The sequence below is a fragment of the Phaeobacter gallaeciensis DSM 26640 genome (assembly GCF_000511385.1).
Lineage (GTDB): Bacteria > Pseudomonadota > Alphaproteobacteria > Rhodobacterales > Rhodobacteraceae > Phaeobacter > Phaeobacter gallaeciensis.
The window spans coordinates 2,342,767-2,355,548 of record NC_023137.1; the positions used below are offsets into that span (position 1 = coordinate 2,342,767).

Annotated in this window: 13 protein-coding genes; 7 read left to right on the forward strand and 6 right to left on the reverse strand. The window is 62.4% G+C overall.

Features of this window, described 5'->3' with window-relative positions:
* The first annotated feature begins 99 nt into the window (after positions 1 to 99).
* The 6 genes from GAL_RS11400 (at position 100) to GAL_RS11430 (ending at position 5,856) form a co-directional block, all read left to right on the forward strand.
* A complete protein-coding gene (locus GAL_RS11400) occupies positions 100 to 1,410 on the forward strand; it encodes an NAD(P)/FAD-dependent oxidoreductase (protein ID WP_024097735.1) in 1,311 nt (436 codons plus the stop codon).
* A gap of 170 nt (positions 1,411 to 1,580) precedes the next feature.
* Complete coding sequence (locus GAL_RS11405) at positions 1,581 to 2,801, forward strand: DegT/DnrJ/EryC1/StrS family aminotransferase (protein WP_024097736.1); 1,221 nt, start codon at positions 1,581 to 1,583, stop codon at positions 2,799 to 2,801.
* Between the two features lie 166 nt (positions 2,802 to 2,967).
* On the forward strand, positions 2,968 to 3,909 hold the full coding sequence (locus GAL_RS11410; RefSeq protein WP_024097737.1) for a nucleoside hydrolase: 942 nt from the start codon (positions 2,968 to 2,970) through the stop codon (positions 3,907 to 3,909).
* A complete protein-coding gene (locus GAL_RS11415; protein ID WP_024097738.1) occupies positions 3,906 to 4,433 on the forward strand; it encodes a GrpB family protein in 528 nt (175 codons plus the stop codon). The genes GAL_RS11410 and GAL_RS11415 overlap by 4 nt, the downstream gene beginning before the upstream one ends.
* On the forward strand, positions 4,430 to 4,879 hold the full coding sequence (locus tag GAL_RS11420; protein ID WP_024097739.1) for a GNAT family N-acetyltransferase: 450 nt from the start codon (positions 4,430 to 4,432) through the stop codon (positions 4,877 to 4,879). The genes GAL_RS11415 and GAL_RS11420 overlap by 4 nt, the downstream gene beginning before the upstream one ends.
* 701 nt (positions 4,880 to 5,580) lie before the next feature.
* The gene (locus tag GAL_RS11430) at positions 5,581 to 5,856 is read left to right on the forward strand and encodes a glycine zipper 2TM domain-containing protein (protein WP_024097740.1); all 276 of its coding nucleotides are present in this window, start codon (positions 5,581 to 5,583) and stop codon (positions 5,854 to 5,856) included.
* A gap of 207 nt (positions 5,857 to 6,063) precedes the next feature.
* Here GAL_RS11430 and GAL_RS11435 read toward each other — a convergent pair whose 3' ends face one another.
* The 5 genes from GAL_RS11435 to GAL_RS11455 all read right to left on the reverse strand — a co-directional run bounded on the left by GAL_RS11435 (position 6,064) and on the right by GAL_RS11455 (position 10,172).
* A complete protein-coding gene (locus GAL_RS11435) occupies positions 6,064 to 6,321 on the reverse strand; it encodes a hypothetical protein (protein WP_024097741.1) in 258 nt (85 codons plus the stop codon).
* Positions 6,322 to 6,574: 253 nt separating this feature from the next.
* Positions 6,575 to 7,090: a carboxymuconolactone decarboxylase family protein gene (locus tag GAL_RS11440; RefSeq protein WP_024097742.1), complete on the reverse strand. Its 516-nt coding sequence runs from the start codon at positions 7,088 to 7,090 to the stop codon at positions 6,575 to 6,577.
* Between the two features lie 64 nt (positions 7,091 to 7,154).
* Entirely contained in the window at positions 7,155 to 8,429 is a 1,275-nt protein-coding gene (gene eno / locus GAL_RS11445; protein WP_024097743.1) for a phosphopyruvate hydratase, read from the reverse strand.
* A 174-nt stretch (positions 8,430 to 8,603) separates the two neighbouring features.
* Positions 8,604 to 9,500, reverse strand: coding sequence for a DMT family transporter (locus GAL_RS11450; protein WP_024097744.1), 897 nt, complete (start codon positions 9,498 to 9,500; stop codon positions 8,604 to 8,606).
* A gap of 258 nt (positions 9,501 to 9,758) precedes the next feature.
* The gene (locus tag GAL_RS11455; protein ID WP_014874254.1) at positions 9,759 to 10,172 is read right to left on the reverse strand and encodes a Fur family transcriptional regulator; all 414 of its coding nucleotides are present in this window, start codon (positions 10,170 to 10,172) and stop codon (positions 9,759 to 9,761) included.
* A gap of 378 nt (positions 10,173 to 10,550) precedes the next feature.
* On the opposite strand from GAL_RS11455, the gene GAL_RS11460 reads away from it, so the two are divergent.
* Positions 10,551 to 11,870, forward strand: coding sequence for a DEAD/DEAH box helicase (locus GAL_RS11460; protein ID WP_040104151.1), 1,320 nt, complete (start codon positions 10,551 to 10,553; stop codon positions 11,868 to 11,870).
* A 155-nt stretch (positions 11,871 to 12,025) separates the two neighbouring features.
* On the opposite strand, the gene GAL_RS11465 is transcribed toward GAL_RS11460, so the two are convergent.
* Entirely contained in the window at positions 12,026 to 12,745 is a 720-nt protein-coding gene (locus GAL_RS11465) for an endonuclease/exonuclease/phosphatase family protein (RefSeq protein WP_040104152.1), read from the reverse strand.
* Positions 12,746 to 12,782: the final 37 nt, after the last annotated feature.

The following is a 12,782-nucleotide window of genomic DNA, read 5'->3' on the forward strand; positions in this document are numbered from 1 at the left end:
CGTCCTCAGCGACCTCAGCGCTGGTGAGTATTTATGGAAAGATGACAGGCAGTTGCGCTTCGCCTCATAGGCGGCGCCTGCCGGGGATTGAGGTGTGCCATGGGCCTGAACCTGCTCTATTCGAATGACCAGAAGGGGACCTATCCCAACAGCTGGTATGCGGCCACCGCTACACCGCTTGCGCCCTTTGCCCCCTTGCAAGGAGAGGCCCGCGCCGATGTCTGCGTTGTTGGCGGCGGCTACACCGGCCTCTCCGCCGCATTGCATCTGGCGGAAGCCGGGCGCTCGGTCATCCTGCTGGAGGCAAACCGCGTCGGCTTTGGTGCCTCGGGCCGCAACGGGGGGCAACTGGGCAGTGGCCAGCGCATGGAGCAGGATGGGCTGGAAAAGCTCATGGGGGACGGCGACGCCGCCAAACTCTGGACCCTGGCTCAGGAAGCCAAGGATCTGGTGAAATCTCTGATCACCCGTCACGACATCAATTGCCACCTGAAACCAGGCATCGCCCATGCCTGTTTCTCCAAAGGAGAAGTCGACGACGAACATCGCTATGTGGCGCATCTGCAGGACCGCTATGGCTACGGCGAGATTGAAGCGCTGGATCATGCTGGTTTGCAGGCCGTCTGCCCCTCGCCTGCCTATGTTGGCGGCTCGCTCGATATGGGGGCGGCCCATCTGCATCCGCTGGCCTATGCCCTCGGCCTTGCCCGTGCGGCGGCGGCAGCCGGGGTTCGGATCTGTGAGGGCAGCGAGGTTCTGGATATCGAAGACGGCACGCAGATCCGCCTGCGCACCGCCGAAGGGCAAGTCACCGCCGATCAGCTGGTTCTGGCCTGCAACGGCTATCTCGGCGGCCTCAACCGGCAGGTGGCCACGCGGGTGATGCCAATCAACAATTTCATCGCCGCCACCGAACCCTTGGGCGCCGACGCCGCACGCGTCTTGGCCCGCGATGTGGCGGTGGCTGACAGCAAATTCGTGGTGAACTATTTCCGGCTCAGCCATGACGGGCGGCTACTGTTTGGCGGCGGTGAGAGCTATGGCTATCGCTTCCCCAGCGATATCGCCGCCACCGTGCGCAAGCCAATGACCGAGATTTTCCCACATCTGCGTGATGTAAAAATCGACTACGCCTGGGGCGGCACTTTGGCCATCACCATGAAACGTATGCCCTATCTGGCCCGGCTTGCCCCGAATGTTCTCAGCGCGTCTGGCTATTCCGGCCATGGTGTCGGCACTGCCACACACGCCGGTCAGCTGATGGCGCGCGCCATCGCCGGTGACAGCGACGGGTTTGACACGATGTCCCGCGTGCCCGCCCCCGCCTTCCCCGGCGGCGCGGCCATGCGCAGCCCGCTGCTGGCCTTGGCCATGACCTGGTATTCGCTGCGGGACAGGCTGGGTATCTAAGATCCGGCGAGGCGCCCGCCAACACGGCGCGCCGACCCTGTCCTCGGAGAGGCCCAAAGCAACAGTTTCGTGAAATTCGTCGCCAAAACCCGCCAGTCTGGCCGGGGGTGCTTGGCATTTGCTCACATACCTTTTATATTTTTGAAAAGGTAATTTCAGGATTTTGAAATATGAGCCAGACATCCCCGTCGCAGGTCCCGAATGTCCATCAGGCAGAACCCATCCCGGAGGCCGCGCGCGCCGCGATTGAGGCGCTGATGCAGTCTGGCGATCTGTTTCGCTATACCGCGCGGCAGGATGCGCCCGTCGCCCTGCTGGAAGAAGAATTTGCCCAACTCCTTGGCAGCAAATACGCGCTGGCGGTGTCATCTTGCTCGGCGGCGCTGTTCCTGTCGCTGAAGGCGCTGGACCTGCCCCGTGATGCGCGCGTGCTGATCCCCGGTTTTACCTTTGCAGCGGTCCCCTCCTCCATCGTGCATGCCGATTGCGTAACGGTGCTCTGCGAGGTGGGCGCGAACTACCGCATCGACATGGCCGATTTTGAGGCCAAGCTGGACGATGTGCAGGCGGTGATCATCAGCCATATGCGCGGTCATACCTCCGATATGGATGCGATCATGGCGCTTTGTCAGGCGCGTGACATTCCGGTGATTGAAGACGCCGCCCATTCGCTCGGCACCACCTGGCATGGCCGCAATATCGGCACGCTGGGCGCCATCGGCTGTTTCTCCTTCCAGTCCTACAAGATGATCAACGCCGGCGAAGGGGGCATTCTGGTCACTGATGATGCCGATCTGGTGGCCCGCGCGGTGATCATGTCAGGCGCTTATGAGCATAACTGGAAGAAACACAAAGCCGCTCCCGGCGACAATACCGGCGCACTGGAACAGGCCTTTGCAAAATGGCAAAACCAACTGCCGCTTTATAATCTGCGGATGAGCAACCTTTCCGCCGTGGTGATCCGCCCGCAACTGCCGGAACTGGCCCGCCGGGTCCGTGACGGGCTGAAGAACCACGACTACGTGGCCGATCAGCTGAACCGCTCGCCGCATATCGACGTGCCCGCACCGCTGGCACCGGAGCAGCGCGCCCCGGATTCGATCCAGTTCAATCTGGTTGACATGAGCCATGATGAGATCACCCGCTTTGCCGCCGCAACCGAGGCACGAGGCGTCAAGGTACAGATCTTTGGCCGTTCAGCAGACAATGCCCGCGCCTTCTGGAACTGGCAGTTCCTGCGCGATATCCCGGAGCTGCCACGGACCCGTGCCATGCTGATGCAGGCCTGCGATGTCCGGCTGCCTGTGCGCCTCAGCCGCGACGAACTGGATGTGATCGCGGGTATTCTGCTCTCTGCGATGGATGACACCATGGGCGCAGCTGCCGCCTGATCCTGCTGCACAGGCAGACACACCACTAAGGCGCGCCATATCCGGCGCGCCTTTTCGATCTGCGGGTGGAAGGAAACCGGCGAATTCCCGACCGCAGCCCGCGCCACCGCTGGACATTGCCCGCCACCCTTGCGAGGGTCGGCGCGACGACCAGAAGGACAGCCCCATGAGCGCGCGCAAGATCATCATCGACACCGACCCCGGACAGGACGACGCAGTCGCCATTCTTCTGGCACTGGCCAGCCCTGAAGAGGTTGATCTTCTTGGCATAACCTGTGTTGCTGGCAATGTGCCTCTGGCCCTGACACAGACCAACGCGCGCCGCGTCTGCGAGGTGGCAGGCCGCCCGGATGTCGCCGTGCACGCAGGCTGTGACGCCCCTCTGCAACGGCCCCTGATCACCGCCGAACATGTGCATGGAAAAACCGGTCTGGACGGACCCGAGCTGTGGGAACCGACCATGCCGCTGGCGGAGGCCCACGGCGTTGATTTCATCATCGACACCCTCCGCCACGAAGAACCCGGCACCGTCACACTCTGCCCACTGGGACCGCTGACCAATATCGCCGCCGCCTTTCAGAAGGCCCCCGATATCGTGGACCGCGTGCAGGAAATCGTGTTGATGGGTGGCGCCTATTTCGAGGTCGGCAACATCACCCCGGCGGCAGAATTCAACATCTATGTCGACCCGGAGGCCGCCGCCGCAGTGCTCACATCAGGCGTGCCGGTCACCATGATGCCGCTGGACGTCACCCATAAGGCGCTCGCCACTCGCGCACGTGTCGAAAAGATCCGTGCCCTCGATACCAAAGTGGCGCGTTTCACCGCCGAGATGCTCGATTTCTTTGAACGCTTCGATGTGGAAAAATACGGCTCCGAAGGCGGCCCGCTGCATGACCCTTGCGTCATTGCCTATCTGATCCGGCCAGAACTGTTCTCGGGCCGGAATATCAACGTGGTGGTGGAAACCACGTCGGAGCTGACGCTGGGCATGACCGTGGCCGATTGGTGGGGGGTCACAGACCGCCCGGCCAATGCGCTGTTCATCGGCGATCTAGATGCCGACGGCTTCTTTGATCTCATCACAAGCCGATTGGCACAACTATGAGCCTGGTTGTTGCTCCCGACCCCAACTGGCCGGCACAGGCCAAAGCCGAAGCAGACCGTTGGTGCCACAGCGGGGTATCTGGCTTGGTAACGGTTCATCATATCGGGTCGACCTCGGTGCCTGATCTACCCGCCAAACCCATCATTGACCTCATACCTGTCTTTGAGAGCGAAGCCGCTATGGATGCCGCCCGCTCGAAAATTGAGGCACTTGGCTTCGAATGGCTGGGTGAGTTCGGCCTGCCCGGACGGCGCTACTGCCGCTACGATGATCCAGAAACCGGAAAACGCCGGGTGCAGGCGCATTGTTATGTCGACGGTTCTGACGAGATCACACGCCATATCGCCTTTCGCGATGCTCTGCGAGCCGACCCGGCACTGCGGGCAGGCTATGCCGCGATCAAGGACAAATGCGCCGCGCTGCATCCCGGTGACATGCATGGGTATGGTGACTGCAAATCAGACTGGGTGCAAAAGGCAGAAGCGCACGCGATCAACGCGCTGGCAACAAAGGAAACCTCATGAGTGCCGCATTGCACCTCGCCCGCCCCGAAGATCTGGACCGGGTTCTGGATCTCGCCGCCGCCTTCCACAGCGAAATGGGGATCACCTCTGACGATACGCTGCGCCGCGCCGCGATTGAACCGCTGCTGGAAGGCTTGCCTTATGGCGCGGTCTATCTGATCGGCCCCGCCCGCGCGCCTGTGGGCTATATCGTCGTGACCTTCAGCTGGTCGGTGGAATTCGGCGGCATGGACGGCTTTGTGGATGAGCTGTTCATCCGTCCCCCGGTGCGCGGTCGCGGCATCGCCACAGAGGTGCTGTTTGCGCTGCCCCGCACCCTCGCAGAGGCTGGCATCAAGGCGCTGCACCTGGAGGTGGACAAGACCGATGACACCGCCCGCAACCTCTATGCCCGCGCCCGGTTCGAGCCGCGCGAGAAATACATGCTGATGAGCCGCAAGCTCTGATCCGATCGCAGGGCAAACGGTCCCGACGGGTACAACATGACGGCCAAACCAACAGGTCCAGTCGCCCTGCGCTGCGCCCGCAGCAATTTTTCCACATGTTTTTTTTCACGCGGAGGGAACCCATACACAGGTTGCGCGTTCCTTCTCAGACAGCGCATGGCAGAACCTGACAATGTTCCGCACCGCTGACCGGCATTGAACACACCGTGGGACGTGTGGGAGCGCGCCGCCAGAGAGAGCTTTGGCAGCGCAACTGAGACAGCGGCAGAAGCCGCAGCGCATGATCGCCCACCGGGGCGGTCGCCGTGGCAAAGCCAACGGCATAAACACCAGCACGGGTCCGGCGCATTCCGATGGGATATGCCCCCTCAATAACGGCTTAGGGGAGCCGAGAGGGACCAGATCCAGACTGCTGCGGCCACATCAATGGCCAAACCGGCCGGGGATCAGGGGTGAGACCCGGCCAGCAGACCAGAGCCGCCCCAGGGGTGAGGTGGCTCTGGTCTGCCACAGAATTCAACCGGATCTACCGCGCCCCCCGCGCGGCGTGGCCCCCTGTCTCAGCTCGGACGGGGCCACCCCCAGATCACGCAGCGACCACTCAATATACGGTCGCTCCACGGCGCAAGAATATCATGACCGCAACGACCCTTGCGCGTCCGGATCAACAGAACCGCATATAAGACAGGAAAGGAAACCTCATGAAAACGCATATTCTCGCCGGGCTAAGCGCCGCAACTCTGGCCCTCTCCGCCTGCTCCGACCTCACGCCGGAACAACGCACCGTCGCCGGGGTGGCTGGTGGTGCCGCCGCCGGTCTGATCGCCGCCGATGCGCTCAAGGCAGATGACGACTGGCGCCTCATCGCCGCCCTTGGTGGCGCGGCTGCGGGCACCGTGGTGGCCCAGAACAACCAATCCCGCCAATGCGCCTATTCGCGCGGCGATGGCACCTATTACACAGCGGCCTGCCCCTAAGGCCCAGGTAAACCAGCCACCCCACGTCTGACCGCGATCCAAACGGTCCAAGATGATATCATACAGACGAAAAAGACCCTGAGAGCCAATCGCCCTCAGGGTCTTTCCCATTCGCCAACGGCTGAAAAAGCCGCGCCCCCCGTCGGCGCAGGCCCCCCGGAACAGAGAGAGGGCCCAGATGCTGTCGATCCCCCTTGGCAGCGCGCGTCAAAGCCCCCCGGCAACAGTCGCGCCCTGTGTCATCGACAGGCTAAGAACCGGATCACTCATCCCAACAGTCTGCCCGCTCAGCGGATAGCGCCCAGGCCCCGCGCACCCCGCCAGCAGCGCCACCGCAACAACAACCCCGATCGGCAGCCAGCTTCCTGCACCGGCCGTCGCAAGAGCAGCGCCAACCGGCATTGTTGCGTCAGCCTTGGTTACCGAAACGGTTCGCCGGGGCTTCGGATGTGGTCTTACACGCATGGTCTTCCCCCTCCTCAGCCAGCGCCACCCCCGTAGCGCCTGATCCAGAGACTGCCACAGCCGTTCTCACGCGTCTGTGAACAAAGCCACATACGCGCGCTATTCGCACATATTGGAAAAATGAGCCTTGATTGACACTGGCCAGATGACGGGCCCTTCGCCAGAGCCTCTGCCGACTTGGGTCTTACCTGGGACGAGATTTCGGGAAGGCGCAGACTGAGATCACCGCCCCCACACGAGGGGCGGCCGCGCCTCAGGCCAAGCGGCGCATCAGTTGCAGATCACAGGCTGTGGCATAGCCCATCGCGCGTTTGATACCGGGCAGCATGGCTGCACCGTTCATCGCAAAACTCAACTCAATCAGCCCCGCCTCGCCATAAGCCGCGCGCACCAACTCCCGCGCCTCAGGGTCATCCGTTCGCGCTCCGGCCACGGCCCCGGAGAGCCGCACAACCGCCTCCAGATCTGGCTCAAGCGCGCCTCCTGTCAGGATCGACTGGATCAGCTCCGGCGTCAGCCCTGCGGCTTTTGCGAGGTTGATTTCAGCTTCAACACAGGTGCCACAATCCGCACTCAACGCCCCGGTCAGCCGTGCCGCATGATAGGCAGCCGCCGGCACATGACGGTTGGGATCCAGAAACCCGAAGACCCGATTGTAACGCGTCAGCAGGCCAAAATCGGCATCCGCAATCGCATGAGAGTAATCCAGAGAAACGCCAACCCGGCGCTCCGCTCTGCGAATAAGGAAATGCGCAATCTTCTTAAGCATGGTCAAACACCACAGATACAAACACCAGGTAAAAAGGCCGGAGCAAACGCCCCGGCCTTTTCTCTCATTTCAGGATTGAGCGGCCCGCATATTCGGCCACTTCACCCAGCAGTTCCTCAATCCGGATCAGCTGGTTGTATTTCGCGAGCCGGTCCGACCGCGCCAGCGACCCGGTCTTGATCTGACCGCAGTTGGTGGCGACTGCCAGATCGGCGATAGTGGCGTCCTCGGTCTCCCCCGAACGATGCGACATCACGTTGGTGTAGCGCGCGCGATGCGCCATATCGACCGCCTTCAGCGTCTCGGTCAGGGTGCCGATCTGGTTCACCTTGACCAACATGGAGTTGGCGCAACCGCGTGCAATGCCGTCGGCCAGACGTGCAGGATTGGTCACGAACAGATCGTCGCCAACCAGCTGCACCTTATCGCCCAGCTCGTTCGTCAGCGCTTTCCAGCCATCCCAGTCGTCCTCGCCCATGCCGTCTTCGATAGAGATGATCGGATAGTCCTTCACCAGCGCCGCCAAATAGGCCACGTTCTCATCAGACGACAGGGTCTTCCCCTCGCCGGACAGAACGTATTTGCCGTCCTTGTAGTATTCGGTCGCCGCACAATCGAGCGCCAGATAGATCTCCTCACCGGGCTTATAGCCCGCTTTCTCGATGGACTTCAGAACAAAATCCAGTGCTTCGCGGGTGGAGGCGATATTGGGGGCAAAACCGCCTTCATCGCCGATACCAGTGGAGAGACCCGCCGCCGACAGCTCTTTCTTCAGGGTGTGGAACACTTCGGAGCCCATGCGCACCGCGTCACGGATGTTCTCCGCAGCCACCGGCATGATCATGAATTCCTGGATGTCGATCGGATTGTCGGCGTGCTCGCCGCCATTGATGATATTCATCATCGGCACCGGCAGCATCCGCGCCGAGGTGCCGCCGATATAGCGATAGAGCGGCTGGGTGGTGAAATCAGCGGCGGCTTTGGCAACAGCCATCGACACGCCCAGAATAGCATTCGCACCCAGGCGGCCCTTGTTCTCGGTGCCGTCCAGCTCAATCATCGCCATGTCGACAGCAACCTGCTCAGTCGCGTCAAAGCCGACCAGCTCTTCGGCAATCTCGCCATTCACCGCAGCCACGGCTTCCAGCACGCCTTTGCCCATGTAGCGGGATTTGTCACCGTCGCGCTTTTCCACCGCCTCATAGGCCCCGGTCGAGGCGCCAGATGGCACAGCTGCGCGGCCCATGGTGCCGTCTTCCAGCATGACATCAACCTCGACGGTCGGGTTACCCCGGCTGTCCAGAATTTCACGGGCGTGGATATCGATAATAGTGCTCATCACTCGGGTCCCTGATCTTGGCAAATGGTTGCGGCAATTCTTGCCAGCGTCATAGCATCCACAGGGCAAAAGTAAACCACAGGCGTTATCGCTAACGTGACTTATTTTACGGGGTTAGGGCTAACAGGCACCTGTTTGCGCAACCAATTACCGCGGGTTTTCGCCGCTTACGCTTCAGGCCGCAACTGCCCCCTTCGCCCGCGCCGCCCGTCGCGCCAGACGTCGCTCCCGCAAGAAGGTATACAGCCCCGAGCCAATGATCAGCGCGGACCCCATCAGCGTCATGGCATCCGGTGCCTCGGCAAAGACCACCACGCCGATGAGAGTCGAAAAAACCAGCCGGGAGTAGCGAAACGGCGTGATCACAGCGGCGTTGCCAATCCGGGTCGCAGTAACGATGCCATAGTAACCGAGCACGCCAAAGATCACACCACCCAGCAGCATGCCCCACTGGCCGCCCTGCAGGGCCACAGGCTCTCCGGGCAGGATCAGCAGCATCACCAACCCCGCCGGGATCACCGACCCAAAGGCCTGCGAGCTGACCACGGCAGAGGGCACAGCGCTGTCCATCACCCGCGTCATCAGGTCGCGCGCCGCAACCGCTACCACCGAGATCAGCACCAACAACACACCCGGCTCAAATCCGGCCAGCCCCGGCCGCACGATCATCAACACACCCGCAAAGCCGACAAGGATCGCACTCCAGCGCCGCCATCCGACGTCCTCGCCCAGAAACAGCGCCGCTCCGACCGTGACCGCCAGCGGCATCGCCTGAAACACGGCCGCCACGGTGGAGATATCCACCACCGCAAGGGCCGAGGCAAAGCTGACCGCTGCCAATGCCTCCAGTGAGGCGCGCAATACCGGCTGCCAGCGCCAGTTGCGTGGCGCTAGAACCCGGTGTCCCTGCAACTTGGCCCAGATCACAAACACCGTGCCGCTGCCAAGACCCAGCATCATCAGGATCTGACCGACGGGCACCGATTTGGCGAGCTGTTTGATGAACATATCTTCCAGCGAGAACCCCGCCATCGCGAGGATCACCAACAAAATTCCTGTGACATTGTTCATCGTGATCGTCCCGTGATGGCGGTTTGTGCCCATGATGGTGATTTGTGAACGACCGCGAGGCAGCGGCGCCGACCAATCCGGCCAACAAACATCAGCCAGCGACACCGAACTACTCCGTTTGCGACGTCGCCCCATGACTTCATGTGACCTCTGCCATCACACCCGGTGATGGGCAACCCGCACCAGCCCGGTCGCGCAGCGGAATTTTCCGCAAAATTCCGTCCCGTTTTCTTTGGAAAAGATAACGACCTGCGCCGCTCAGTCCCGCTTACGAGGCACGCCGTAAAGCTCCAGCTTATGCCCCCGCAGTTCATAGCCCAGTTTTTCGGCGATCTTTTCCTGCAAAGCCTCAATCTCAGGGTCGCAGAACTCAATTACTGCGCCGGTGGTCATATCGATCAGGTGGTCATGATGCTCCCGGTCGGCATCTTCATAGCGCGCGCGCCCGTCGCCAAACTCCAGCCGCTCCAGAATGCCTGCCTCGTCAAACAGCTTCACCGTGCGATAGACCGTCGCCAGAGAAATCGCCCCATCCAGGGCACTGGCGCGGGCATAGAGCTCCTCGACATCCGGGTGATCGGCGCTCTCTTGCAGCACGCGGGCAATCACCCGTCGCTGGCCTGTCATCCGCAGACCTATGGCTTCGCAGCGTGCGATAATCGTCTCGCTCATGACCGTCCTCTATGCAGCGTGGCGTCCCTGTTTATACAAAGACGCGGGCCACGCAAACCGGGTTTTTACATTCTTTGGCGCAGAATAAGCCGCAATTGACCATTGACTTTCTTCGCCGACAGGCCCATCTCCCGCTGCAGGCATCCCTCCCTGCCGCGTGAGCAGAGGACGTCGGGCCGCGCCAGATGCGTGCGCAGGCCGCTGAACCGACCCTAAGGATATGCCACCGTTCCCAATATCACGCGTGGGGCACTCGCAGCGACCAGCGGTCTGGCATGATGCCCGTCCGCCCGAGGTCCCTGCCCCAACGACACTCCGCCCGGCATTCGCATGGGCGGCACCGGCCGTGGTATCCGCCCGGCTGTGAAAGGACGAGACGTGACAGAATTTTCAACCATGGGGCTGCCTGAAAAGCTCCTGACCCGCATTGCAGAGCTGGGTTACACAGATCCCACCCCGATTCAGGCGCGCGCCATCCCGCATGCGCTGAACGGCAAGGATGTACTGGGTTTGGCGCAGACCGGCACCGGCAAAACCGCCGCTTTCGGCGTGCCCCTGATTGCCCAGATGATGCAATACGGCCGCAAGCCTGCCGCCAAGACCGTGCGCGGTCTGGTGCTGGCGCCGACCCGCGAGCTGGCCAACCAGATCGCCGCCAACCTCAAGGGCCTGACCGAAGGCACCCCGATCAAAACCGGCCTGGTTGTCGGCGGCGTGTCGATCAACCCGCAGATCAGCCGCCTGTCGCGCGGCACCGATATCCTGATCGCCACGCCCGGCCGTCTTCTCGACATCCTTGACCGTGGCGCGCTGGACCTTGGCTCCTGCGACTTCCTCGTCCTGGACGAGGCGGATCAGATGCTGGACCTCGGCTTCATCCACGCCCTGCGCAAAATCGCAGCACTGCTGCCCGAACAGCGCCAGACCATGCTGTTCTCGGCCACCATGCCCAAGCAGATGAACGAGATCGCCAACTCCTACCTGCAAAGCCCGGTCCGGATTGAGGTGAACCCTCCCGGCAAAGCTGCAGACAAAATCACCCAATCGGTGCATTTCATCGCCAAGGCTGAAAAGCTGTCGCTCCTGAAGGAGCTGCTGGGCGCCCATAAGGATGAGCGTACATTGGTGTTTGGCCGCACCAAACACGGTATGGAAAAACTGATGAAGACGCTGTCCGCAGCAGGCTTCTCAGTGGCGGCAATCCACGGCAACAAATCGCAAGGCCAGCGCGAACGCGCGCTTGCCTCGTTCAAATCCGGCGAGGTGAAGATCCTCGTGGCCACCGATGTGGCGGCCCGTGGTCTGGACATCCCCGACGTGAAATACGTCTACAACTACGAGTTGCCCAACGTCCCGGACGCCTATGTGCACCGCATCGGCCGGACCGCACGCGCTGGCAAGGATGGTCAGGCCGTAGCCTTCTGCGCCCCCGATGAGATGGTCGAGCTGAAGGCCATTCAGAAGACCATGAACCTCAATATCCCGGTGGCTTCTGGCCGTCCGTGGGAGGTGCTGCCCGATGCCAAGGCTCCGACAGGACGTCGCGGTGGCGGCAAACCCGGTGGCGGCAAACCCGGCGGTCATCGTCGGCGGCGCAGCGGTGGCGGCGGCCAGGGCGGCGCGCGCAGCGGTGGTCAGGGTGCAGGCCAAGGTGGCGGACAGGGCAAACCCGGCGGTCAGCGCCGCCGCGCCCAGTAAGCCCGACCGGGTGACCTCAGCGGCCCTCTTCAGGGCCGCACCTGAAACCAGATTGAAAGCCGGGGTCGCAATCCGCGTCTCCGGCTTTTTCTATCCATTCGGCTGTTCTACGTGCCCGTCACCCGCCAATGGCACCGCAATTGCGGATCGACGGCCTAATCCGCTGCCACCAGATCTGCCCAGACCGGCAGATGGTCGGAGGCAATATGCGCGGGCCGCGTCCGGTAAACGCCGCTGTCCACCACCTCCAGCCCCGCGCTCACCGCCATCCGGTCCAGCGCGCCCATGGGGCGCAGCGCCGGAAAACTGGCGCGCGGCGGCACAAACCGCAGCTGCGGGGCCAGATGCTCCAGCACCGGCTGGCGCGACCACTCGTTGAAATCTCCGGCAAAGACCGTCGGCAACTCAGGCTGCTCGGCAATCACCTCGGCCAGATGATGTACCTGCTCATGGCGCGCTCTGGTGGTCAGCCCCAAATGCGCTCCCACCACCCTGAGCGGTCCAAGCCCGGTCTGAAACAGCGCCCAGACCGCGCCGCGCGGCTCCAGCCCCGGCAAGGGGATATGGCCATGGTCCTGTAGTGCGATCCCATCGCCCCGCCAGATCACCGCATTGCCATGCCAGCCCAAGGACCCGGCTCCGCCCAGATCCACGATCTGCCAACCGGCCTCATCCAGAACGAAATGCGGCAAGGCAGCCGGGCGCGGCGGCAACCGCTTGTCCGCCTCCTGCAACAGCACCAGATCAGCGCCCGTCCCCTCGATCACCTGCAAGGTCCGGCGTGGGCGGCGGCGCAGATCTAACCCGACAGACTTCTGGATATTGTAGCTCGCCAAGCGCAGCCGACCTGACTGCGTGCTCCGTTCCTGCGTCATTCCGCCTGCCTTATCTGCTGCCAATCTGATGCGCGAT

What these genes read in the sequence shown, in the direction of transcription:
- eno (WP_024097743.1), bottom strand. Translation starts at nt 8,429, where the DNA reads ATGAGCACTATTATCGATATCCACGCCCGTGAAATTCTGGACAGCCGG.
- GAL_RS11405 (WP_024097736.1), top strand. Translation starts at nt 1,581, where the DNA reads ATGAGCCAGACATCCCCGTCGCAGGTCCCGAATGTCCATCAGGCAGAA.
- GAL_RS11430 (WP_024097740.1), top strand. Translation starts at nt 5,581, where the DNA reads ATGAAAACGCATATTCTCGCCGGGCTAAGCGCCGCAACTCTGGCCCTC.
- GAL_RS11415 (WP_024097738.1), top strand. Translation starts at nt 3,906, where the DNA reads ATGAGCCTGGTTGTTGCTCCCGACCCCAACTGGCCGGCACAGGCCAAA.
- GAL_RS11450 (WP_024097744.1), bottom strand. Translation starts at nt 9,500, where the DNA reads ATGAACAATGTCACAGGAATTTTGTTGGTGATCCTCGCGATGGCGGGG.
- GAL_RS11455 (WP_014874254.1), bottom strand. Translation starts at nt 10,172, where the DNA reads ATGAGCGAGACGATTATCGCACGCTGCGAAGCCATAGGTCTGCGGATG.
- GAL_RS11410 (WP_024097737.1), top strand. Translation starts at nt 2,968, where the DNA reads ATGAGCGCGCGCAAGATCATCATCGACACCGACCCCGGACAGGACGAC.
- GAL_RS11440 (WP_024097742.1), bottom strand. Translation starts at nt 7,090, where the DNA reads ATGCTTAAGAAGATTGCGCATTTCCTTATTCGCAGAGCGGAGCGCCGG.
- GAL_RS11420 (WP_024097739.1), top strand. Translation starts at nt 4,430, where the DNA reads ATGAGTGCCGCATTGCACCTCGCCCGCCCCGAAGATCTGGACCGGGTT.
- GAL_RS11465 (WP_040104152.1), bottom strand. Translation starts at nt 12,745, where the DNA reads ATGACGCAGGAACGGAGCACGCAGTCAGGTCGGCTGCGCTTGGCGAGC.
- GAL_RS11400 (WP_024097735.1), top strand. Translation starts at nt 100, where the DNA reads ATGGGCCTGAACCTGCTCTATTCGAATGACCAGAAGGGGACCTATCCC.
- GAL_RS11435 (WP_024097741.1), bottom strand. Translation starts at nt 6,321, where the DNA reads ATGCGTGTAAGACCACATCCGAAGCCCCGGCGAACCGTTTCGGTAACC.